This is a genomic window from Bacteroides cellulosilyticus (assembly GCF_020091405.1).
Classification (GTDB): Bacteria; Bacteroidota; Bacteroidia; order Bacteroidales; family Bacteroidaceae; genus Bacteroides.
The window spans coordinates 1,033,906-1,058,374 of sequence record NZ_CP081903.1; the positions used below are offsets into that span (position 1 = coordinate 1,033,906).

General features: G+C 41.6%; 14 protein-coding genes. 8 read left to right on the forward strand and 6 right to left on the reverse strand.

Annotation, left to right across the window (positions count from 1 at the left end; all coding sequences use genetic code 11):
• Positions 1-10: 10 nt before the first annotated feature.
• A complete protein-coding gene (locus K6V21_RS03575) occupies positions 11-3,130 on the reverse strand; it encodes a SusC/RagA family TonB-linked outer membrane protein (protein WP_224320870.1) in 3,120 nt (1,039 codons plus the stop codon).
• A 295-nt stretch (positions 3,131-3,425) separates the two neighbouring features.
• Between K6V21_RS03575 and K6V21_RS03580 the strand changes: the two genes are divergently transcribed.
• Positions 3,426-7,499: a hybrid sensor histidine kinase/response regulator transcription factor gene (locus K6V21_RS03580; protein ID WP_224320871.1), complete on the forward strand. Its 4,074-nt coding sequence runs from the start codon at positions 3,426-3,428 to the stop codon at positions 7,497-7,499.
• Positions 7,500-7,628: 129 nt separating this feature from the next.
• Here K6V21_RS03580 and K6V21_RS03585 read toward each other — a convergent pair whose 3' ends face one another.
• From K6V21_RS03585 to K6V21_RS03605, 5 genes are all read right to left on the reverse strand, one after another.
• Positions 7,629-8,000 (reverse strand): hypothetical protein, encoded by a 372-nt coding sequence (locus K6V21_RS03585; RefSeq protein WP_224320872.1) that lies wholly within the window; start codon positions 7,998-8,000, stop codon positions 7,629-7,631.
• A 457-nt stretch (positions 8,001-8,457) separates the two neighbouring features.
• A complete protein-coding gene (locus tag K6V21_RS03590) occupies positions 8,458-8,943 on the reverse strand; it encodes a hypothetical protein (RefSeq protein WP_025836046.1) in 486 nt (161 codons plus the stop codon).
• Positions 8,931-12,182: a DUF6443 domain-containing protein gene (locus K6V21_RS03595; RefSeq protein WP_224320873.1), complete on the reverse strand. Its 3,252-nt coding sequence runs from the start codon at positions 12,180-12,182 to the stop codon at positions 8,931-8,933. The genes K6V21_RS03590 and K6V21_RS03595 overlap by 13 nt, the downstream gene beginning before the upstream one ends.
• Before the next feature lie 12 nt (positions 12,183-12,194).
• Positions 12,195-15,944, reverse strand: a complete 3,750-nt coding sequence (locus K6V21_RS03600; protein ID WP_224320874.1) for a hypothetical protein — start codon at positions 15,942-15,944, stop codon at positions 12,195-12,197.
• Between the two features lie 63 nt (positions 15,945-16,007).
• Positions 16,008-16,103: a smalltalk protein gene (locus K6V21_RS03605; RefSeq protein WP_224320875.1), complete on the reverse strand. Its 96-nt coding sequence runs from the start codon at positions 16,101-16,103 to the stop codon at positions 16,008-16,010.
• A gap of 235 nt (positions 16,104-16,338) precedes the next feature.
• On the opposite strand from K6V21_RS03605, the gene K6V21_RS03610 reads away from it, so the two are divergent.
• The 7 genes from K6V21_RS03610 (at position 16,339) to mraY (ending at position 24,422) form a co-directional block, all read left to right on the forward strand.
• Complete coding sequence (locus tag K6V21_RS03610) at positions 16,339-17,109, forward strand: XRE family transcriptional regulator (protein WP_224320876.1); 771 nt, start codon at positions 16,339-16,341, stop codon at positions 17,107-17,109.
• 490 nt (positions 17,110-17,599) lie between these two features.
• Positions 17,600-18,079: a division/cell wall cluster transcriptional repressor MraZ gene (gene mraZ, locus K6V21_RS03615; protein ID WP_224320877.1), complete on the forward strand. Its 480-nt coding sequence runs from the start codon at positions 17,600-17,602 to the stop codon at positions 18,077-18,079.
• Positions 18,080-18,102: 23 nt separating this feature from the next.
• Complete coding sequence (gene rsmH / locus K6V21_RS03620) at positions 18,103-19,014, forward strand: 16S rRNA (cytosine(1402)-N(4))-methyltransferase RsmH (RefSeq protein WP_217712565.1); 912 nt, start codon at positions 18,103-18,105, stop codon at positions 19,012-19,014.
• Between the two features lie 56 nt (positions 19,015-19,070).
• Positions 19,071-19,439, forward strand: coding sequence for an FtsL-like putative cell division protein (locus tag K6V21_RS03625; protein WP_125910786.1), 369 nt, complete (start codon positions 19,071-19,073; stop codon positions 19,437-19,439).
• A 53-nt stretch (positions 19,440-19,492) separates the two neighbouring features.
• Positions 19,493-21,595, forward strand: a complete 2,103-nt coding sequence (locus K6V21_RS03630; RefSeq protein ID WP_224321994.1) for a penicillin-binding protein — start codon at positions 19,493-19,495, stop codon at positions 21,593-21,595.
• A 50-nt stretch (positions 21,596-21,645) separates the two neighbouring features.
• Entirely contained in the window at positions 21,646-23,094 is a 1,449-nt protein-coding gene (locus K6V21_RS03635) for a UDP-N-acetylmuramoyl-L-alanyl-D-glutamate--2,6-diaminopimelate ligase (protein ID WP_044265177.1), read from the forward strand.
• Between the two features lie 59 nt (positions 23,095-23,153).
• Complete coding sequence (gene mraY / locus K6V21_RS03640) at positions 23,154-24,422, forward strand: phospho-N-acetylmuramoyl-pentapeptide-transferase (protein WP_007210863.1); 1,269 nt, start codon at positions 23,154-23,156, stop codon at positions 24,420-24,422.
• The last annotated feature ends 47 nt before the right edge of the window (positions 24,423-24,469 follow it).

Genomic DNA, 24,469 nt, shown 5'->3' on the forward strand with positions numbered 1-24,469 from the left:
AGTCGTTGTTTTAGAAACTTACATTTAAACCAAAATTGATTACACGCATCACCGGATATTGCGGCACACCACTGGACATTGACTCCGGGTCTGATATTTTCAGCTTATCAAAGGTCAGCAGATTATAACCGGTCATAAATACACGCATTTTCTCCATACCTATTTTCGGCATAAACGGAAGGCGGAAATTATAGCCGATTTCAATATTCTTCAAGCGTAAGTAACTTGCATCTTTTACCCATAATTCAGAATCCCGGTAGTTATTCTTCACACCGTCAATCGTAGCACGCGGTAGTTTTGCAGTAGCAGCCGTTTCAGGTGTCCAACGGTCTTCAAACTGATGAAGCATCAACGATCTGTCATTAGTATCTCCAAGAGGTCTGCGGAAAGTCTCTTGCAAAACGCGGGAAGTTTTGGTTGCGCCCACCCATAACATGCTAAAGTCAAATCCCTTATACTCGAATCCTAATGTGAGCCCTGCATTCAATAACGGGTAACTCGGATATCCAAGTGCAGTCTTATCATTATCATCAATCTTACCGTCATTATTCAAATCTTCGTAAACCACATCACCTTCTTTCAAGACATAACTGTGGTCTGCTATATTCTCCATTCCTTCATAATAAAATCCTCTCACCTTCAAACCGAAAGGTTGCCCCACCGGATGGCCGGTCTTCAAGGTATATTCATATTCCGAAGGAACTTCATCCTGATAAACAATCTTATTCTTTGCATAAGAGACATTCAGATTTGCCCAGTATCTGAGTTTCTCCAATTTATGATTCCATTTCAAGTTCAGTTCAACTCCTTTATTAGAAACAATACCTAAGTTCAATACCGGCAGACTCATTGCGTGGATAATCGGGTCGGTCGAGGCTTTTGCCAGAATGTCTTCGCGCCTTTCATAGAAGTAATCAATACTACCACTCAGTTTCTGCCCAAACAAAGAGAAGTCGATACCATAATTTTGCTTGGCAGATTTCTCCCAACTCAGTCCCGAATTACCAAAACTCTTTTCATAAGCACCCGGTGTCCAACTGGTACCTGTACCAAACTGATAACCGCCTCCGATAAAATAGCTGTTAGGCAAGTATAAGAAACGATCCATGAAATTATTGCCGTACGGATGGTATCTGTCATTACCTACCACACCATAAGAAGCACGTATTTTTAAGAAATCAACCACCGGATTATCTTTCAGGAACTCTTCCTGGGTAAGTACCCACCCACCTGAGACTGCGGGAAACAAACCATAACGGTTGCCGGGAGCAAAATTCTCAGAACCATTATACCCCACATTACCTTCAATCAGATATTTATTGTCATAATCATAAGTGACACGGCCCACCAATCCTACATATCCCCTTGGTATGCCCGGATAATCACTGTCAGGATAATAGGCCTTACTCTGATTATAGAGAACCAATGCAGAAAGGTGATGCAAATCAAAATCGCGCTTCCAGTCGAAACTTGCCTCAGCATACCAGTCACGTGACTTACCGAAACTTTCACCATAACCAATCAGGCCTGCCTCACCATCCTGGATATAAACGACTTCATTGGGATCGGAATCTGCCGGATGCTCCATCCAGGTAACATCTTTTCTATACCAGGGCTGATAGCTTTCAATAGAAGTAGCACGCTCTTTCACATGGTCATATCCGCTATTATAGGCAAACTTTATCTTGAACTGCAATCCTTTGGTGACAAAATCCAGTTTCTGACTCAAAGCCAAATCCAGATTGATGACATTCGTTGTTTTAGCGCTATAGCCACGTCCGTAAATATTGCCTAACCCATCCGACAAGCCTACCGGTAGATACTGGCTATTACCTTTAATCCACTTTCCATCCACAATTCCGGGACCGGAAAACGGAGTACCCCAATAAATTCTGCGGAACAATTCATTCATATTATCGCCCGAACGTGGAGAATTCCTCTTTTCCACACGCCCGCCCATATTAACGGTCACAAGCGTAGTCTTTGTAAAATCAACATCCAGGTTTGCACGATAGTTATAACGGTTGAAGTTGAAGTTAGCATCATAACGGGTATCATGGTTTTTAAAGAATCCTTTCTGATTCAGCATACCCATAGAGACAAAATAACGAACTCGCTCCGTACCGCCTGAGATGTTTACGTTACCTTGTGTTTGGGGAGCAGACGACTTGAATAGCATATCCATCCAGTCCGTATCCGGATATATGATAGGATTGGAATGGGTACGGAAAGCCTCTACCGCTTCCGGGGTAAACTTAGGGTCTTTGCCATCATTCGCATAAGCCTCATTCATGAAAGTGGCATATTCATAGCTGTTCACAAATTCCGGCATGCGCGTCGGAGCCTGGATGCCGTATGAGAAAGAGGCGTTAATCTTAGCCTTACCTTCTTTACCACGTTTCGTGGTAACAATAATGACACCATTCGCACCGCGTACACCGAATACCGCCGTCGAAGAAGCATCTTTCAGGATTGTGATGCTTTCCACTTCATTAGGATCTATCTGAAAAAAGCTCCGTTCCACACCATCTACCAGGTATAGCGGTTTGGCATTCATTGTGTTCAAAGTACTGATACCACGGATAAAGACATCCGGGTCATCTCCACCTGGCTGACCTGATGACTGCACGGAAGAAACTCCCGAAAGCACACCGGACAACATATTACCAATACTGGCTGTAGGCACTTTCAACAGCTCATCCGTATTTATAGAGCTGATCGAACCGGTCAAAGTCACTTTCTTCTGGGCACCATAGGCAACTACTTGCACTTCGTCCAGCAAAGTATTGGAGGTTTTCAATACAATATTGAAAACAGACTTCCCTTTCATCGGAATTTCCTGGGTCTCCATACCTACAAAAGATACGACCAACGTTCCTTTCAGGTCATCGGCCCGAAATGAGAAATGTCCTTCAACATCCGTTATGGTTCCTGATGTGGTTCCCTTTACAAGAACACCTGCCCCAATCACAGGTTCTCCCGTATCATCCTTCACAACACCCGATACTGTTGCATTCTGACCGAAAGTAGCAGTGAACGAACATATACACAATAACCCTACTATTAATTTCCGGACTAACCAGGATTTAGCAGTGTTATTCATTTCTTCTAAATGCTTTTCATGTCCCATACTTTTTCTATTAAATTAAAATTAAAAAGGTTTTTATTTATATCTGTTGCAACACTGCAAAAGTGATTAAAAAGAAGTTCATCGCTGTCGGGAATTCATTCATTCATGTCGAGAAATCATTCATGCCCTGTTCCAAATGGCAAAAGAATGATGCGTCAGACCATATTGACTGATTTTTCTACCTACTTATTTTTATATTTACTTCTATTTGCAAGCGTCTTTACAATTCCTCTGTTTTATGTATTATCTTGAGTTTAATTTAGTATTTTTGCGAATAGCATCTAAAGACAAATATATGAAAGACATTTGGAAATCATATCTGATCTTTTTTCTAATCACTCTAATTTCCGGGAACACGCAGGGGCAAGAATATAAGAGTGAGTTCAAGAGTCTTCCCCCTTACATCAATATCCCGACTGATGTTCAGCAGATATATCAGGATAGAGAAGGTTTTATCTGGTTTGCCACCCGCAACGGAGTATGCCGTTTCGATGGGTATGAGTTGGAAACCTTCAAGTCTAATCTATATACTCCCAATGCTTTATCCAGCAACGACATTCTGGTCATACAAGAGGATTATCAAAACAGACTGTGGATAGGTACCAGTTATGGTCTGAATATGCTCGACAAAAAGACGGGAAAAATTCAAAAGGATTTTGGTGTTTTGAATAATGAAAGAGTTCAATCCCTATTAATAACAAAGGACAGTACCATCTGGATAGGAACCGGCAGCTGGCTATATAAAAACGATAAAAAGCCCAACCAACCAAATACCGCCGAAGACTTTATCAAAGTCAAACAAATGGATGTAAAATCTCTTATCGAAGCACCCGACAATCAGATATGGATAGGTACATGGAGCAATGGACTGCACCGTTACATTGTTTCCACAGACAGCCTGATAACTTATCCGGCCTTCAATCCTTTAAATTCTGCCTATTTCCTGTTTCAGGACAGCAAAGAGCAAATCTGGATCGGAACATGGGGATACGGACTATATAAGCTTCATCACCCCTACGATACAGAGAAAGCTTATTTCGAGAAATTCGTACACGAAAAAGGAAATAACAACAGTCTTATACATAACCTAATATATTCCATATCCGAAGATCCAAGTACCGGTACTTTATGGATTGGAACACTGGAAGGTTTGAGTTGCTTTAATGGTAAAAACTTTGTAAACTATGCCCCTAATATCCCTTCCAGCGGACTGCCCTACAATGAAATCATAACGATCTTCAGGGATCGAACAGGAACCATGTGGCTGGGGTTTCTCGGAGGAAGGGTTTATTGGGTAAAGCCACAAAATCTGCAATTCAACCGCCATCAGCCGACTTATGCATCCAATCAGACTGCCTGTAACAATATTCAAGGACTGACTATCTATAAAGATGATTTATGGATCGGTCTGGAAAAGCATAGTTTCATCATCCATGACCGCACCACACACTCCAATAGTAAAAGGGAAAAGGCTTTTAGCCCAACCATCCTCAACTCTGAAGATACATACTATAGCTTTCTGAAGCCACAGAACAGAGATGAACTATGGTTAGGCAGTTTCGGCAATGGGCTTTACATATACCGTCCGGAAGACCATAGACAGCCTTTGTCAAACATGAGTTCAACCACAATTCCCCAATTCCCGAATTTCATATTTTGTATGTTCGAAGATAATCGACAGAATGTTTATCTGGGTTCCACTACCGGATTAAGTATTCTGACAAAAGAAGGACAGTTTTACCACTACAATAATCTGCTCTCCCCGCAAAGGCAATATTCGCATAACATTTATTCCATAACCCAAGACAGCCTCAACAATATATGGATAGGAACGGATCACAGTGGAATATTCCGTATGCCACCTCCACAAGATTACGGGAAGTGTACATTTTTCTCTTATTCCATCAACAACCAAAAGATTAATTCAAATGAAATACAGTGTATCTTCGTAAATAAAGAAGGTAACATTCTGGTAGGAACAGATGGCGGGGGACTGAATCTTTATGATCCCCGACAAGATTCTTTCATTTCCATCCATACCCAATACAATATCCCCGGTGATATGATATGCAGTATTCTGGAAGATAAACAACACAATCTGTGGATGGGAAGCAATGTCGGATTGATCAAACTTAATCTGAAAGATTCTATTGCAGAAAGCAAATGCCGCCTCTACACAACTTCCGATGGATTGCAGGATAATAAATTCGCGAGAGGGGCTGCCTGCCAGGCGGAAGATGGAGAAATGTTTTTTGGTGGCCCTCAAGGATATAACTCCTTTTATCCTGAAAAACTGACTGCCGACGAAGCACAACCGGAGATTTTTATTACTGATATACAGATACAAAACCAATCACTGAAGAATCTTCCGGCAACGGAGAGAGCCGCGATTTCTGACTTTGCTCCCGGATATACCCGGACTCTTCGCCTGAATTACAGACAAAATGATTTCAGTTGTAAACTATCTGTGCTGAATTTCTATAATCCGGAAAAGAATGAGTATGCTTACAAATTAGAAGGTCTGGATCATACCTGGCAGTACACTTCCAACAGAAGCAACATTATATCCTACAGCAATCTGGAAAGTGGTACCTATACACTATATATAAAAGGAAGCAATGGAAATGGGAAATGGAGTGAGGTAAAAGAAGCCATTACCATTACTGTAACCCCTCCCTGGTGGAGTAGCCCCTGGGCATATTTCTTTTACTCTATATTCATTGTCAGCCTCATAGCCAATGCAATACGCATCGGAAGAAAGAAAATCAGGCAAAAGAACGTCCTCCGCATAAAAGAATTGGAACAGAAGAAACAAGAGGAATTAAATCGTGCCAAGCTACAATTCTTCACCAATATCACACACGAGTTACTCACTCCGTTGACCGTCATTTCCGTTACGCTAAATGAAATTAAGAGTTACGCTCCAAGCGATTATTATTCCATAATGGAGAATAACATCAATCGCTTGAAGCGTCTGTTACAACAAATTCTGGAATTCAGGAAAGCAGAATCTGGTAATTTGAAACTGAAAGTATCACAAGGAAACATCACATCTTTCATCATGAACAGCGTCAACAGCTTCCTGCCTTTAGTAAAGAAGAAGAAGATGCAACTGGAAATATCCGCCGAGCAGGAAGATATAATAGGATATTTTGATCCGGACAAGATAGACAAGATACTTTATAATCTGCTTTCTAACGCGTTCAAATATAACAAAGAGGGTAAGAAAATCCATATAAATATTTCTTATAGCACCTCATCCAAAGAGATCATCATTGCCGTAAGTGATAATGGAGAAGGTATTTCAGAAGAGAATCTCTCTAAATTATTCAATCGGTTCTATGAAGGAGATTACCGGAAATACCACACAACAGGGCATGGAATAGGTCTGTCCCTGACCAAAGACCTTGTAACCCTGCATCACGGAACTATTGAAGTTAAAAGCCAACTTGGGCAAGGCACTACATTCAGTGTTACACTCCCCATTACGGAAGACGCATTCTCCGAAGAAGAAATTGACAAAAGTATTCTATCACTACCGGAGACAACAGAAACCGAAAACACAGACAATGAGAGTAATAAAGTCACATCCCTTATAGAAACAATTGAAGAAGGAGACAGAAAAACATTGCTGTTAGTTGAGGACAACGAAGATTTGCTTAATATCATGTCTCACTCATTAGCACGAGAATATCATATCCTTAAAGCTACCAACGGCAAAGAAGCCATAGAGCAACTGGAAAAAGCGAAAGATATCAAAATTGTCATTTCAGATGTTATGATGCCTGTAATGAATGGCATAGAACTTTGCCATTACGTAAAGAAACAAGAAGAGTTATTACATATTCCTATCATCCTTCTGACAGCCAAGAACAGCGAATCAGACATCATCGAAGGATACGAAGCAGGTGCTGATGATTATATAACCAAACCATTTCAGTTAACTCTGCTTTTAGCCAAAATAAAGAGTCTACTGAAAAATAAAGAGAATCTTTTCAAGGATTACTCGGATGCCATTTATTTCAAAATGCAAAAGCCTGATATAGACTCTGCCGACAAAGTATTCCTGCAAGAGGCTATCAACTGTGTATACGAGCATCTGGATAACGTCGAGTTCGACCAACAGGCATTTGCCGATGCCATGAAAGTAAGCAAATCTACTCTTTACAGGAGAATAAAAAACTTATCAGGTGAATCACCTTCTGTTTTCATCTCAGATATACGTTTGCAAACAGCCCACAAAATCATCTCGGATAATCCTAATATCCGGATTTCTGACTTGGCTTATACCGTAGGCTATAATGACCCCAAATATTTTAGTAGTTGCTTTAAAAAGAAATTTAATATTATTCCCAGTGAGATGTCATAGAATGATTATTTATTGAAAACAGTCCAAGATTTCCAATCAGAAAAAGCTACCCTTACATAGAAAAACATATAAGGATAGCCATTAACTCAGACCTCTACAAATGATGAGTACTAAAACTTTAATTCATAATTATTCCGACATACAGGGTTGTTTACCCTTTTCCCATAATACATCGGCTATTTGAGGGTCTGCAAAACTATACTCAAGCAAGAAACAATCACCAATAGCGTAATTATCACTAGAGTTCCATTCAATTGTTTCATAACACTGATTATCAACAAAATACTCTACAGTTGCTTGTTTTCCTCGGACTACTCCAGTTCCAGGCTTTCGGCGTATGTCAATTACCTTACAAGTAGTAATTCCACTTTCCTTTAACATCTGACATTTATAGATATACGCTATAGGCAGAAAAATAATTAATATAATAGAAACAACCCAGTTTATTTTAGTCTGCATACTTTTCTCTTTTTTCTTAGGGCTTCTTGTACTCTTCATCATTCCAATCCATTTTTAAGTTAAATCTATCTACTCCTCTTGTTACGATTTCTTCAACAGCATTCGAATTCATTTGGCCTATTGTAGAATTAAGCATCTGAGTTCCAACCTGTTTAACTCGAGTTTTTTTGTGCATCAAAAGTGTGTGTATAGCCTATTCCTAAATTATCCGTTCCAGAGTCTCGTTCTTCTGCACATACACTTTTTCAGCCTTTCTCGTAGTGTTACATCTGTATGCTCAAAAGAATAAATCAGACGTCCCAATCCATCATATTTGTATACAGTCCAGCGCTTTTTACCTTTTTGAACGCCATTTTGTTCAAGTAACAGACGGTCGGTATGGTCATAAGCTAGAGTAATGGATTCACAATCGGGAAACTTTTTCCCAATGCAGTGACAACCCCTGCCGCATAAAATACATGAGACAGGGGCTGTTTAATTAAGGCGGATTTAATTCCCGCTATTTTTTACTCTTATATTCTCCACGTGCATACACCCCAATCCATTTATCATGATCTGCAAATCTCCAAATAAGGAAAGTAAAAAGAAACCCTAAAAAGGAAATACATATGTGTACCAAGTAATGTCTTTGCTTATACACAGAGTTAGGTACTCCTTTCACCATACTAAGAGACGGGATGACAGTATTGCAATAAACTGTTACAGAATCAAGACTTTCTCTCATATCTTCACTAAAAAAGGAATGTTCACCATTATAAGTTTGATTTCTAAAACGATATTGATATTTCAGCACCATACTAGGCCTCTTCACAGCAGTATCATTTTCCAATATATATGAACAGTTGTCAGCTGGTACATATTTAAAAACATTTCCTATACCATTATACATTACATACATAATTATAGAAAAAAGGAATGCACTACCACATACAAAAAGCCCCGCATACAAGGCTAATTTATAAATAAATCTAATTACTGATTCCATTTATCCTCCGTTATTTTTAATGAAAACTCTGTTGTAATAGAAGTCCCAGCATCAATTCTCCAAATTGAATTCGCCGTCTTTTTTCCAACCTCACCCATTCCTTTTGTTATTTGATTAACCACTACACCTGTCGTTTCAGCAGATGCTCCCATTTCTCTCAAAACTGTTGATGTAGAATTTATATTATTCGACATTGTTTGCTGAATAGACTTAGCAGAAGTAGTGAACATTTTTCCTAAGTTACTAGCAACACCACTTGCTACTCCTCCAACTGCACCAGCAATCGCTCCATTTACAGCTTTACTAGAGAAATTCTCTGTTGATATTTTAACTTCTCCTTTATCTAATTGTTCAACAACCTGCCCAACAACATCGCCAGCAACAGCACCACCTGCACCACCAATAGTTCCTGCAGCAGCTCCTACTCCCAAAACAAGCAGAGAGCCTCCACCGGTTGCTACAGCACTTCCAACAGCTAAATCAACAGCGGCACCTGTTATTGCACCGGAAACAGCACCTTCTGCAACACCTGCCCAAACATTCCGACCTTCTCTATAAGCTCTGAATCCACCAACTATACCACCAAAAATTCCACCAATGGCAGTACCTACAATCTTCCCATCAGGATCAACATGTTTCACAGGATCATTTAAACAATATACATACGGTGATACTTCATAATACTTTTCCGCCAGGGGATCCACCGCATGCCATCTTCCTACCGCCGCATCATACTGTCTCGTTCCATAATCATACCAATTCAATCCTTTCCTCACATCCAATTCCTTACCATTATACTTATAAGGTTGAACATTCGTACTATTAGCATATAGCCCTCCAAAAGGATAATAATGATTCACCTCCTCAACACTACCGGATTCATTGATAACTACACGGTTGTTACCCTGATGATCCTGCAAATAATAATGAGGTTTCTTGTCGGACAAAGTAACATAGCCAGCCTCAGTCAACATCCTTTTAGCTGTACCATCTTCATAGATTACATCGCCGCAATACTCAGTTGTCGTAGTAGATCCCCCAATTTTATGTATCGTTTTCAGCTTCGCACCGTCACCGCCATAAGTATAAGCTATCGTGCTACCATCCTTAAACATTACCTTACTTGGCAAATTTAAACAATTATATTGAATACTTGTAATATTCTTGTTGGAATCTTCCGTTAAGTTACCATTAGCATCATAAGAATACTCTTTCGTAAGCTTAGCGCCATCTTTGAATTCAAAACCGTTATTGTATGCAGTAGCAGTGACAGCATCGTTTACAGTCTTCAGCTGATTACCGGTCAGAGTCATAGTAAGATTATCAACAAAGCCATAAGTACTTGCACCGGTTTGTCCGTATCTCTTCAAGCCCAAGATATTACCATTCTTATCATAATTCGTAACTTGTTCCGTAAAACGATTCACATTCGTACCAATCGCAGAACCTTCACCATAAGCGGCAGTCAGCAAACGATTCAAACCGTCATAACTGAACTTATAACCACGAAGCGTACTCTCATTACCCGATTTCCAAGTCATACTACTGACATTACCGCCATAACAAGGAGTTCCGTTACCCGTATGGTAGTATAAGTTCTGGGTAAATTTACTGCCGCTGATGCCAGTCAGCCAGTTACGAATATTATAAGCGTACGAGGCGGAATATACATTAGCATTATAGCTCCGCTTCTGAAGACGTCCATAGCCGTCGTAACCATTACTGTACAAAACGGACTGTGTACCACCATTCAAACTACAACGTACTTCCGTCAAGCGTTCCGCATCATCATAACTGTAAACATATTCCCTGTCAGAGGTAGAACCGCCATTACTGCCATAATGGTAATAATGATGACGTAACGGTTTGCCTGTGAAACTATAAGCATAATATTCCTTATCATAGCCACCACGAACATTCGAAGAATGATGTTGTACTAAGCGACCCTTCTGATCATAATACATTGCCGAAGCCGTATATTTTCCGGAACCATCCAGAAGATATGAACGGGTACCCGTCTGCAAACCATCAGCATAATCCGAACGGGTACCATAACCTGACTTTGCCAGATAAGCCAGGGAGGTACTTTCTGTTGAGCCCAGTGACGCAAGAAACTTGTAATCATCGTAATAATTCACAAGAATCAACTGCAAGTCAGTACCCCAAGAAACGGTAGTGTTTGTATAGCCTATTCCTAAATTATCCGTTCCCGAGTCTCGTTCTTCAACACATATATTTTTCAACCTTTCTCGCAGCGTAGCAACAGGCGTCGCATCCGTATGCTCAAAAGAATAAAGCAGGCGACCCAATACATCATATTTGTATACGGTCCAGCGTTTTTTACCTTTTTGAACGCCATTTTGTTCAAGCGCTAAACGGTCGGCACGATCATAAACCAAAAAGACAGGTTCACAGCCCGGAAGTTTTTTCTCAATGCAGCGGTCACGGTCGTCATACTTATAGCTATAGGCATAGCCCCCCAAAGACGTCGCATCAATCCTTCCGTCCAGTTGCGGTGGAAGGACATAACATAAAAGCCCGTAATCATTATAAACATAATAGGTATCATGCGAAACTCCCTTGTTGCGCTGACGCACTAAAACAGTATGTTGCTGTTTATCCGTAAAGGTCAGCGTACTGTCATTATCCTCACCTACTGAAAGGCTAACCCGGAGTTCTCCGGCAGCATAAACGGAAGGCGAGCCTTGTGTTATACTATAATCGGAAGATATGGCGTAGTGCCGGGCTGATAAAAGCCCGTTCACACTCGCATCATTCACCAAATAGTCGCTACACTTCTTCTTACCCGCACTGTGCCAAGCCGCACCTGCTCCCGTTTCAGAAAGTACTCGTTCCAAAGGAGAGGCTTCATATCCAATTTCCTTGTAAGGAGAAGCGTCTCCGGTGAACTTGGCCGCCTGTTCGGAAAGGCCTGACACATAGCTTCCAGTACTACCTATTGATTGAACCGGAATAAATTCCCGCCATTTCCGGCCATAACCGTCATATTGTATACCGGAAACCAAATCCTGCCCATTAGGCGCAAATTGCTTCAGAACTAATTGTTCTTCACGTCCCAAATCATCAAAGTACTGAATCTGTTCCATACATTTAGAAGCATTTCCGGCTTCCCGATAAGTGCGTGTTTGCACATAATTATTGCTTAAAGACTGTGCAGATACCTGTATCGGAAGTAGTCCCAAAAGCATTGTTATTAAAGATTGTATAAATCGTTTCATATTTTTCCATATTTAATCTAACGGCGCATCTAATACATAGGGATATTGATAAGTAACGCCATTGGTCGCTTTATTTATCACAGTCCGGCAGCATTTGTCACCTTGGTTATACACTATATAAATTCGCGATTGCCCTTTAGGAAATCTCACAGTAACGAAGTCTGCACCATTGCCATACCGAACAAATTTATTGTTATTGTTATAATCGTTTATATAAAAAGTAATCCCCTTGTATGTATTCGTCTGATATTCTAATAAGAAGGTGATGTCTGTTTCACAAGGACAATCAATGTATGCCTCAATAAAGCGTTCGTTACCTTCTTTAAAGGTATGAATGTTCTGAAAACTAACAGCCATATTAGGTACTATTTCAAAAGATACTACGCTTGTGGCACTTGCCCCTGCCACCCTATCATGTATTGTGCAAGCCAGTTGATACGTTCCAAGAACAGTGAATTCATAGGTGAAATTAGAATTTTCTGTTCTATAGTTCAAACCTTTATCGTTTGTCAAGACCCAACTGTAAGAATAATCTCCACTTCCTCCACTACCCCATGCAGCTATTGAAACTCTACCAAGGGGATAAGTTTGCCCAGCTCCTATCCTCAATTCCAGAGGTTGGTAAGATGGAGGAGGCTCAACAGGGGCACTCACTGAATCGCATTTATAATGATAGCCATATTCTTTTTCCTTATTATTTCCATAATCCAATTCAGCTGCTAACTCCCCGAATTTATTATAATGAAAGCTCTTACGGTTTCCATTCGGAACAACTACAGAACTGACTCCCTCAAGTGGACGATAAGTATAAGACGTCACCAATCCAATGCCTCGAAGAGTAGAGCGCAAAGAGGCACATGTACCTGCTAACATCGTGCTATCCGAATAACTTTTTATCTGTCCAAACCTCTCCGGGAAAGACTCATATCCCGCACCTTCAAGCTTAGCTACCGGATATAAAGAGCCATAGCCATAAATATAGGAGATACGTTGCGAACCATCCTTTACCGCTTCCAATAAATTACCATAATCATCGTACCTAATAAACTGTATGCGCGTTTCCCTCTCTTTATCACCTTTACCCGTCTCTATGCGATCTACTACAGGAATGTCCGATGACAGGCGATATGGATTATATACATCATATTTTGCATTCCCCATAGTAGCAACACGATGTATTACCGGCCGCACTATATTACGGTTTACCATCGTTTTTGAAACTTCATCAGTGAAATCTGTAGGATAAAAAACACTTTCAACTTGCGTTTTTCCCCCGTTCAATGTATTCTTTACCATGGTAGGTAATAAGTAATCATTATACTCATATTCAGTTTTACGACCAAATGTTCGATCACCTTCATACTCTTTCACTTCCGAAGAAGTCAACAGTTTATATCCGGTAAAGAAGGACAAAGAACCGTCATACCGGTAAGGTTCCGGCACACCTTTGGCAATAGCCCGGCTATCAACAGGATTAGGAACTACTCTACCTATCTTTAAAGTACGTATTGTCTCCCAACTTGTTACAGCCGGGTCATAAAACAAATAACTTTTTTGCGGTTCGAGTTTCATATAAGTTATTTGCTTAAGATTTTCAATCTTTCTATAGGTATTCTTTTGCTCACTCAGCAGATTTCCTTTACCATCATAAACAGCTTTACGTAGCAATTGCCCTACACTCCAGTCTTTATACGGACGATAAGCTCTTTTATGAAGCAAAGGGCAATATGGAGGCACAGCCTCACGAACGGAACGGATAGCATTCAGGTTACTATAATCATATTCATATACGGTTTTTCCACATTTTCCCTCCTCGTCCGCATATTCGGCCACATAGTCGTATACTATAGAAGCGGAAGATTCCAAAAAATCATTCACTACAGGCCGTGCATGCAGATCAACTTTATAGACTCTGTAAGTTTCAAACCAAGAAGGAGGTCCAATGCCAGCAGATTGTTTGTAACAAACCTGTTCGTAAGACGTCATGAAATCATAGAAAGTAAGCACACGCACAGGAAGCCCTTGCCCATATTCTCCTCTACCATATTTGAATATACGCCGTGATGCAACCGTACCATCTGATTGTAGATTCTTAATTTCCTTGATACGTAAGCTTCCATTAGAAACCGATTTCGTACGATGAGATTCCTCAAATCTATTACGTTCATATTGAAATTCTGTTCTTCCTCCCGTTGGGTAGGTGACACTCTTAAGCATAAATGTCAATCCGGGAGCCTCATCACCATCTTGATAAAAGTCTTTCCCGCCATAGCGAAAATACATAGTATCAATCGGAATGCCATTATCGTTGTAAAGCGCAAATTCAGTATACAATTCAGGAATATTCGTCTGATTATTCCCTGATAGTTGATAATATCCCCATGGATTTACGTGCGGAGTATCATAAGCCACTCCACGCCGATCCCAGTACTGAAAACTATATTGCCTCTGCGAAAGCCCGTCTTTCGAAGTCTCAAGTACACCGTTCAAACAAGGTCGTTCACCAAACCTCTCCGTCAATAATTGAAAACGTTTCACCACATTTCCCAGATAATCCTTTATGACAATCCCGTTCAAGACTTTCTGACTTGTTTGGTACTCAGCTATCATAACATAAGTAAACTCTATACTCCCACCGGGAAAATTGATCCGACTCAGGTATTTGGAGGATATAGACTGTATCCAATAGCTCGTAGTGCGAGTATCATTACACATTAAGACCAAATCATTATCCTTAATACCATCGCTGTGGAAAACATTATAAGTACTTACTCTCATCTCAGTACCCATTGTAGAAGTCCCTGTAACATCACGCTGAACCAACTTCACCTTACGTCCGTTCGACTTTTCATAAGGATAATTAATGAATTCATCGGTCAATACATTTTCCTTCCCATTGCAATATGGTATTACAACATCCCTATTCAACACCGATTTCTTTTTAATATCCAGTGTAGCACTTTGCTCGTAATTACGAAGCGTATACTTATATGGACTGCTTGCCGTCAACCCCTCGTAAGAGAAAGTGATGGATTCCTTATTTGGCGTAAGAATATGCGCAGCTTTATATACCGATATAGCTTCTGTTTGTTGATTCTCCGTTTGAGTCTCCGTATGTTCTATGGGAATAAAATCATACCGTACACCATCCGTATCTGTAATATTGAAACTCTTCAAATCAGGAGAATTACCTATCCGAATCGGATCATAAGGAACAGTTACAAATTCCTTTTTGGAATTATTATTAGCCGGTCTATTCAGAAAGAAACTACCACCCTTGTGAGGCAACAAGTAGAAATATTGATCAGGCTCAAGGTCATAACGTCCATACATAGCATCAACCAATGTATCCTGAACAAATGCACCACTAAGATTCACTCCTTTATTCATGTATAGTCCCACATTGGGCGTTTCATCTGGCAATCCATTCACCGCATGTGCTATCTGTGGTTCCGCTACCAAGCTCCAACCGGCACCTACAAAACTACGCTCGTTAGGCTTAAAGCCTGAAGACTGATATACTAACTTTATAGGTAAAGTATACCCACTATTAAGTTTTATTTCATAAATAGGAATTTCAGTTTTCACCAACCCTGTATTATAAGACACAGGATAATTAATCATACCAATCAATCTATTCACTTCTGGAGTCTGAGGAATCACCTGCGGAAAAGCAGGAGAAAGTACTGTATTCTGAGCAGTAATTGTCGCCCCGGAAATAAACCAGATAATCAATAAAAATAGCATAGATATCTTTTTCATAATGTATCACTTTTAATTATTATCATCTCCGGGGATTTCCCGGAGATAAACCTGCTGTTAAAATCACTCTTTCTTCTCATTGCCGCCAACCCTTCCTAATATTGCCGAGGCTACCGCAATAATCACTTTCAAAATCTTGTTCCAAACTGACTTTTTCATAACTTACCCTCCTTTAATCTTTTAAAATTAGTTAATAGTTAGTAATCGCACTTACAAAGCATACATACATGTTTGTGCTTTTAAATCATAATTTGTTTCTTTGCAAAGAAATGTGTTGTCTGACGGTGCGAATATACTAACTATTTCGATTGAAACAAACTTTTTAGAAATAATAGTTAGCATTTTCACTCCATTTAACTAACTACGAAAATATACCTATTTAATAAATGTAAGTATGGAAGGCTGGGAACGAGTAAAACTAATCATGGAACAGGAAGGATATAACAAGAATTCCTTCAGCGCCACCATCGGATTAAGTAACAACGTAACTATCACCCGTTTAATAAATGAAGAAAGAAAGCCATCAAGGATGACTTGCGAGAAAATAGCTCAACGTTTCCCGCAATACAACCCTAATTGGATACTTACAGGTGAAGGAGAAATGTATCAAGAAAAAGAGGAAGAAACAGTTAGCATTCCTATATACAAGCAAGAAGAAACACAGAAAGTGAGTACTAACTCTCAAATCATTTCCAACGTACATCCCATAGAAAACATAGGTTTTATGAATGTACCATTAGTTCACCTGCGCGCCCAATGCGGATACCTCAACGGATACGGAGACCAGGAATATATAGACACTTTGCCAACGCTACCCGTTATAGTGGACCGTACCTACCATGGCAACTACCGCCTGTTTGAAGCAGAAGGAGACAGCATGGATGACGGTTCCAGAAGCTCTATCTGCGATGGAGACATTGTACTGGGTCGGGAAGTCAGGCGAGACCTATGGCAATACAAGCTCCACATCAACGACTGGTATTTTATCATTATACACCGTACAGAAGGAATCTCCATCAAAAAAATCATCTCACATGATGTAGAGCATGGTATTATCACCTGCCACTCATTGAATGACATGTTCAGAGATTACCAATTACATTTAGATGAAATAGCAGAACTCTACAACCTTATAAAAATTGTAGATAGAAACGCAAGACTGTAAAACTGGAGAAAAACCAACTTCCTGTCAGCAAGGCATTAACTCTATGCAGAAATTTCCGACAGATGTGATAAGCAAAAACTTTTCATCAAATAAAGCGACATCTCATGCAGCTTTTTCCTCCCTGACTTCGCTAAATCAAATATGAAATGCAAAGTCTTCCATCCTTTAAACTCACCATACCCGAACCGTATCTGAACCGTACTTGCTCCGTACCTTCTTCGGTCAGAAGTACCTCTATACGGAGAAACTACGGAGTTAGTACGGAGCAAGTACGGCTCAGGTACGGTACAAGTACAGTCCGAATAGAAAACTAACAAGGTTTTTGCCCCTCAATTCCCCACGAATAAAGCCTTTCGGCACCATGTTCATTATCAACGAAATAAACAATGAACAGGGTGTTGAAAACTTCTCTGAAAGTTTTTAGTTAAAACTTGTGGGGGATTGTGGGGAAATGTGTACTTTTACCGTCGCTTATTATAATAAGGTAGCAATGATACGTTTTTTGGGCAATATAGAAGCGAAGACCGACGCAAAGGGACGTGTATTTATCCCCGCCGGCTTTCGGAGGCAACTGCAATCCGCTTCCGAAGAAAGGCTCGTGCTGCGCAAAGACGTATTCCAAGATTGCCTGGTACTCTATCCAGAAAGCGTTTGGTTCAAGACGCAAAACCAATTAAGGAGGCGATTGAACAAATGGAACGCAAAACACCAAGACATTTTCCGGCAATTTGTGAGCGATGCGGAAATCATGATTCCCGACGGGAACGGACGCATCCTTCTGCCCAAACGTTACCTGCAAATGGCCGGCATACAGAGCGATGTACGTTTTATTGGTGTGGATAATACAATAGAGATCTGGGCAAAAGAGAAAACCGAACAGCCATTTGTCAGTCCGGAAGAGTTCAGCGAAGCTTTGCAGGACATTCTGGGAGATGAGGATGATTGGGAGGAAGAGGAAGAGAATGATTAACGTTTAGTGATGAGTGATTAGTGATGAATGAAGAATTGACATATCATGTACCGGTGCTGTTGATGCCGAGTGTGGACGGAATGAATATCCGCCCGGATGGGACGTATGTAGACGTCACTTTCGGCGGAGGAGGACATTCACGCGAAATACTGTCACGATTGGGAGACGGCGGACGGTTACTGGGATTTGACCAGGACGAAGATGCCGAACAGAATATCGTGGATAATCCGCATTTTATTTTTGTACGCAGCAATTTCCGCTACCTGCATAACTTCCTGCGCTACCATGATATAGAAGAAGTAGATGCGATACTTGCCGATCTGGGCGTGTCCTCACATCACTTCGATGATAGCGAGCGGGGATTCTCATTCCGCTTTGACGGAGCACTGGATATGCGTATGAACAAACGTGCAGGAGACACTGCGGCGGACATTATCAATACTTATGATGAAGAGCGCTTGGCAGATATCTTCTATTTGTACGGTGAACTGAAAAACAGCCGCAAATTGGCATCCGTACTCGTAAAGGCACGCGCCGGACAAAAAATAACAACTATCGGTGAGTTTCTGGAAATCATCAAGCCACTTTTCGGCCGGGAACGGGAGAAAAAAGAACTGGCAAAAGTCTTCCAGGCATTGCGTATCGAAGTAAATCAGGAAATGGAAGCGCTGAAAGAGATGTTGTATGCAGCAACCGAGGCGCTGAAACCAGGTGGAAGACTGGTAGTAATCACGTATCACTCGCTGGAAGACAGAATGGTGAAGAATATGATGAAAACCGGAAACGTAGAAGGCAAGATGGAAAAAGATTTCTTTGGAAATGTACAGACACCTTTCCGGCTGGTGAACAATAAGGTGATTGTACCGGACGAAGCGGAGATAGAACGAAATCCGAGATCGCGAAGTGCAAAACTGAGAATAGCGGAGAAGAAGTAATAAAGAGCAAGAGTGGTAAAGTGATAAAGCGGTAGAGTGATAGAGCGATGAAGGAAATGGAAGAAAAACAGGTAAATGAGAAAACAGAGAAAGCGGAAAAGGCGAAGAAAGCTAAAAATCGCACGTCTCTGAAGAACATCATTGGTGGTGATATTCTGGCAACGGATTTTTTCCGTCGTCAGACCAAATTGCTTGTGCTGATAATGGTGCTGATACTGTTTTACATACACAACCGTTATGCTTGTCAGCAACAAATGATAGAGATTGATAAACTGAAAAAAGAACTGATTGACATTAAATATGATGCCCTCACCCGTAGCTCGGAGTTGATGGAAAAAAGTCGCCAGTCACGCATTGAGGAATACATTGCAACCAAGGAGAGTGACTTACAGACCTCAACCAATCCACCGTATTTGATTAAGTAATCAGTAGAACCGTTAAACAGAAAACAGACTTGGCAGTAAATAAGAAAAATATCATGACCCGCTACTTCTTTGTAGTCCTCGTAATAGGGCTGCTGGGAATAGCTATTGTCGTAAAAGCCGCAATTATCATGTTTGCAGAGCGACAATACTGGCAGGATGTAGCCGACCGTTTCATAAAAGAGAACGTAACGGTAAAGCCTAATCGTGGTAATATTCTTTCATCCGACGGCAAACTAATGGCAAGTTCCTTGCCGGAATATCGCATCTATATGGACTTTAAGGCAGGTGGTGTAACCAAAGATACCATGCTGGTGAATCATATGAACGAAATTTGCGAAGGACTGCATAAGATATTCCCCGATAAAAGTGCCGCTGAATTTAAATCACACTTACAGAAAGGGCGTAAGAAGGGCAGCCGTAATTATCTGATTTATCCGAGACGCATTTCGTATATCCAGTATAAAGAAGCAAAACGTTTGCCTGTATTCAATCTGAACAAGTACAAAGGTGGCTTCCACGAGCAGGTTTATAATCAACGTAAGAAGCCATTCGGATCATTGGCAGCCCGTACATTGGGCGATCTTTATGCCGATACTGCACAAGGTGCAAAAAATGGTATCGAGTTGTCATTCGACACCTTATTGAAAGGTCGCGACGGCATCACCCATCGCCAGAAGGTGATGAACAAGTACCTGAATATCGTAGATATAGCCCCCGTAGACGGTTGCGACATTATCTCAACCCTCGATGTAGGCATGCAGGATATCTGCGAGAAAGCATTGGTAGACAAGTTGAAGGAAATTAATGCCACTGTAGGTGTGGCAGTACTCATGGAAGTACAGACCGGCGAAGTGAAAGCCATCGTCAACATGATGAAAGCCAACGATGGCAACTATTACGAAATGCGCAACAATGCCATCAGTGACATGATGGAACCGGGCTCGACTTTCAAGACAGCTTCCATCATGGTGGCTCTTGAAGATGGAAAGATCACACCGGAAACAGAAGTAGACACCGGAAATGGCATTATGATGATGTATGGCAGCAAAATGAGAGATCATAACTGGCATCGCGGAGGATACGGGAAAATCAATGTAACACGTATTCTGGAAGTCTCATCCAATGTAGGTGTCTCCTATCTCATTGACAAACATTACAAAGATAATCCGCAGAAATATGTGGATGGTTTAAAGCGCATGAGCATCGACCAACCGCTACATCTACAAATTTCCGGCGAAGGAAAGCCTAACATCAAGGGGCCGAAGGAAAGATACTTCGCAAAAACAACCCTGCCCTGGATGAGTATCGGATACGAAACACAGGTTCCGCCACTCAATATCCTGACTTTCTATAATGCCATTGCCAACAATGGTGTAATGATACGACCCAAATTCGTAAAGGCTGCGGTAAAAGACGGTGAAGTTATAGAAGAATATCCTACGGAAGTGATTAACCCGAAGATATGCTCTGACCGGACATTGACTCAGATACGTGATATTCTGGAAAAAGTGGTATCACAAGGATTAGCCAAACCGGCCGGAAGCAAACAATTTTCCGTAGCCGGCAAGACGGGTACAGCACAGGTATCACAAGGTACAGCAGGCTATAAAAACGGACGGGTGAATTATCTGGTAAGCTTTTGTGGCTATTTCCCGGCTGATGCTCCCAAGTATAGCTGTATCGTTTCCATACAGAAACCGGGACTTCCGGCATCAGGTGGTCTGATGGCAGGTAGTGTATTCGGAAAAATTGCAGAAAGAGTATATGCAAAGAATCTGAGGTTTGATATCCGCAATGCAATAGACAGTACAAGCAATGTCATTCCTCCCGTAAAAGCCGGAGAAATGAATGAAGCCTTCCAGGTATTGAATAGTTTGAAAGTACCGGTACAGAAACAGTTCACGTCCAAGAAAGGACAAGAGGCTTGGGGACATACACAAGCAGCTCCCAATGCAGTTGTTCTGCAAGGTAAAGACGGGGCCAACCCGGATCTTGTCCCCAGTGTTATTGGAATGGGAGCGAAGGATGCTGTGTACCTATTGGAGAGTAAAGGTCTGAAAGTCAGACTAAACGGTATTGGAAAAGTGAGAAATCAATCGATACCGGGCGGCAACCGTGTGGTAAAAGGACAGACGGTGACGTTAGCACTTCATTAGAGGTGCGGACGAAAGATTTACTAATTTAGAATATATATTATATATAAGGTATGGTATTAAGTGAATTACTGAAAGCAATACAACCGATACAGATTATCGGAAGTACGGAGACGGAGATAACGGGGGTAAACATCGACTCCCGCCTGGTACAAGCCGGACATCTGTTTATGGCTATGCGCGGTACCCAAACTGACGGACATGTCTATATTCCCGCGGCCATAGAGAAAGGCGCTGTCGCCGTGCTCTGCGAAGATGTACCCGAAGCTAAACAGGAGGGCATCACCTACATTCAGGTGAAAGACAGCGAAGACGCTGTAGGCAAAGTAGCCACTACATTCTACGACGATCCTACTTCCAAGATGGAACTGGTAGGTGTAACCGGAACGAATGGAAAGACGACCATCGCCACCTTATTATATAATACATTCCGTTATTTCGGCTATAAGGTAGGACTGATTTCTACTGTTTGCAACTACATAGACGATCAACCCATACCCACTGAGCATACGACCCCCGACCCCATCACTCTGAACCAGTTATTAGGACAGATGGCAGACTCCGGATGCAAGTATGTCTTCATGGAAGTGAGTTCGCACTCTATCGACCAGAAGCGTATCAGCGGGCTTCGTTTTGCAGGCGGTATTTTCACCAACCTGACGCGCGACCATCTGGACTATCACAAGACAGTGGAGAATTACCTCAAAGCTAAGAAGAAATTCTTCGACGATATGCCGAAGAATGCCTTCAGTCTGACCAACCTGGATGATAAGAACGGGCTTGTAATGACGCAAAACACGCGCTCGAAGGTATACACCTACTCATTGCGCAGCCTCAGCGATTTCAAAGGCAAGATATTGGAGTCTCATTTCGAAGGTATGTTACTCGACTTCAATAACCACGAACTGGCCGTGCATTTCATCGGCCGTTTTAATGCTTCAAACCTGTTGGCGGTATTTGGTGCAGCTGTACTGCTCGGCAAAAAAGAGGAAGATGTATTGGTTGCCCTCAGCACTTTGCAGCCGGTAGCCGGACGCTTCGATGCAGTGCGCTCACCCAAAGGCATCACCGCCATTGTAGATTATGCACACACTCCGGACGCCCTCATCAACGTATTGAACGCCATTCACGGAGTACTTGAAGGCAAAGGAAAGGTGATCACCGTAGTAGGTGCAGGCGGTAATCGCGATAAAGGCAAACGCCCCATCATGGCCAAGGAAGCAGCCAAAGCCAGCGATCGCGTCATCATTACCTCGGACAACCCGCGTTTTGAAGAACCCCAGGATATCATCAACGATATGCTTGCCGGATTAGACAAGGAGGACATGCAGAAAACCATCAGCATAGCCGACCGTCGCGAGGCCATCAAGACCGCTTGCCTACTAGCACAGCCGGGTGATGTAATTCTCGTAGCCGGAAAAGGCCATGAAAACTATCAGGAGATTAAGGGAGTGAAACATCATTTCGATGATAAAGAAGAATTAAAAGCGATAATGTTTTAGAGTAATAGGGTGATAGAGTGATATTACTTTACCACCTTATCACAGCAAATAGTCAAATTATGTTGTATTATTTATTTCAATGGTTAGACAAGTATGACATTCCCGGTGCGGGTATGTTTGGATATACATCATTCCGGGCTTTGATGGCAATCATCCTTGCATTGCTCATTTCAAGCATCTGGGGAGATCGTTTTATCAACCTGCTGAAACGGAAACAGATTACGGAAACACAACGTGATGCCAGCATCGATCCGTTCGGGGTGAACAAGGTAGGTGTACCGAGCATGGGGGGCGTCATTATCATTGTAGCAATTCTCATTCCGTGTCTGCTACTGGGTAAGTTGAGTAATATCTATATGATATTGATGCTGATTACCACGGTATGGCTGGGGTCATTAGGATTTGCCGATGATTATATCAAGATTTTCAAGAAGGACAAAGAAGGCCTGCACGGAAAGTTCAAGATTATCGGACAGGTAGGTTTGGGATTAATCGTGGGGCTTACCTTATACCTGAGCCCGCAAGCTGTTATCCGCGAAAACATTGAAGTGCAGAAACCCGGGCAGGAAGTGGAAGTTATTCATGCGGGACAAGACATTAAGTCGACGCAGACTACCATCCCCTTCTTCAAAAGCAATAACCTGGATTATGCTGATTTCGTAAGTTTTATGGGTAAACATGCGCAAACGGCAGGTTGGGTACTGTTTGTGATTATCACTATATTCGTAGTGACAGCCGTCAGCAATGGTGCCAATCTGAATGATGGAATGGACGGTATGGCGGCAGGGAACTCGGCAATTATAGGTTTGGCACTGGGAATTTTAGCTTATGTATCCAGCCACATCGAATATGCCGGTTATCTGAATATCATGTATATTCCCGGATCGGAAGAACTGGTAATCTTCATCTGCGCCTTCATTGGTGCCTTGATTGGTTTTCTGTGGTACAATGCGTATCCGGCACAGGTATTCATGGGTGATACGGGCAGTTTAACCATTGGCGGTATCATCGCCGTATTTGCCATCATCATACACAAAGAGTTACTGATACCCATTCTTTGCGGTGTATTCCTGCTGGAAAACCTATCCGTCATTTTACAACGGTTCTATTACAAAGCCGGAAAACGGAAAGGAGTAAAACAAAGGCTGTTCAAACGAACACCTATTCACGACCATTTCCGTACCTCCATGAGCCTGATCGAACCGGGCTGTACAGTGAAGTTTACAACGCCGACCAAGCTGTTCCATGAGTCAAAAATTACGGTCCGTTTCTGGATTGTGACGATTGTACTGGCCGCGATAACGATTATTACATTAAAGATAAGATAACAGAGTTACCAGTGACGAGCTACAAGCTACAAGTGCTCGCTACCGGT

Excerpts from the sequence above, each read along its gene's own strand:
- mraZ (WP_224320877.1), top strand. The coding sequence starts at position 17,600 with ATGATACGTTTTTTGGGCAATATAGAAGCGAAGACCGACGCAAAGGGA.
- K6V21_RS03600 (WP_224320874.1), bottom strand. The coding sequence starts at position 15,944 with ATGAAAAAGATATCTATGCTATTTTTATTGATTATCTGGTTTATTTCC.
- K6V21_RS03610 (WP_224320876.1), top strand. The coding sequence starts at position 16,339 with ATGGAAGGCTGGGAACGAGTAAAACTAATCATGGAACAGGAAGGATAT.
- K6V21_RS03630 (WP_224321994.1), top strand. The coding sequence starts at position 19,493 with ATGACCCGCTACTTCTTTGTAGTCCTCGTAATAGGGCTGCTGGGAATA.
- K6V21_RS03585 (WP_224320872.1), bottom strand. The coding sequence starts at position 8,000 with ATGATGAAGAGTACAAGAAGCCCTAAGAAAAAAGAGAAAAGTATGCAG.
- rsmH (WP_217712565.1), top strand. The coding sequence starts at position 18,103 with ATGAATGAAGAATTGACATATCATGTACCGGTGCTGTTGATGCCGAGT.
- K6V21_RS03595 (WP_224320873.1), bottom strand. The coding sequence starts at position 12,182 with ATGAAACGATTTATACAATCTTTAATAACAATGCTTTTGGGACTACTT.
- K6V21_RS03575 (WP_224320870.1), bottom strand. The coding sequence starts at position 3,130 with ATGGGACATGAAAAGCATTTAGAAGAAATGAATAACACTGCTAAATCC.
- K6V21_RS03605 (WP_224320875.1), bottom strand. The coding sequence starts at position 16,103 with ATGAAAAAGTCAGTTTGGAACAAGATTTTGAAAGTGATTATTGCGGTA.
- K6V21_RS03580 (WP_224320871.1), top strand. The coding sequence starts at position 3,426 with ATGAAAGACATTTGGAAATCATATCTGATCTTTTTTCTAATCACTCTA.
- K6V21_RS03635 (WP_044265177.1), top strand. The coding sequence starts at position 21,646 with ATGGTATTAAGTGAATTACTGAAAGCAATACAACCGATACAGATTATC.
- K6V21_RS03590 (WP_025836046.1), bottom strand. The coding sequence starts at position 8,943 with ATGGAATCAGTAATTAGATTTATTTATAAATTAGCCTTGTATGCGGGG.
- K6V21_RS03625 (WP_125910786.1), top strand. The coding sequence starts at position 19,071 with ATGGAAGAAAAACAGGTAAATGAGAAAACAGAGAAAGCGGAAAAGGCG.
- mraY (WP_007210863.1), top strand. The coding sequence starts at position 23,154 with ATGTTGTATTATTTATTTCAATGGTTAGACAAGTATGACATTCCCGGT.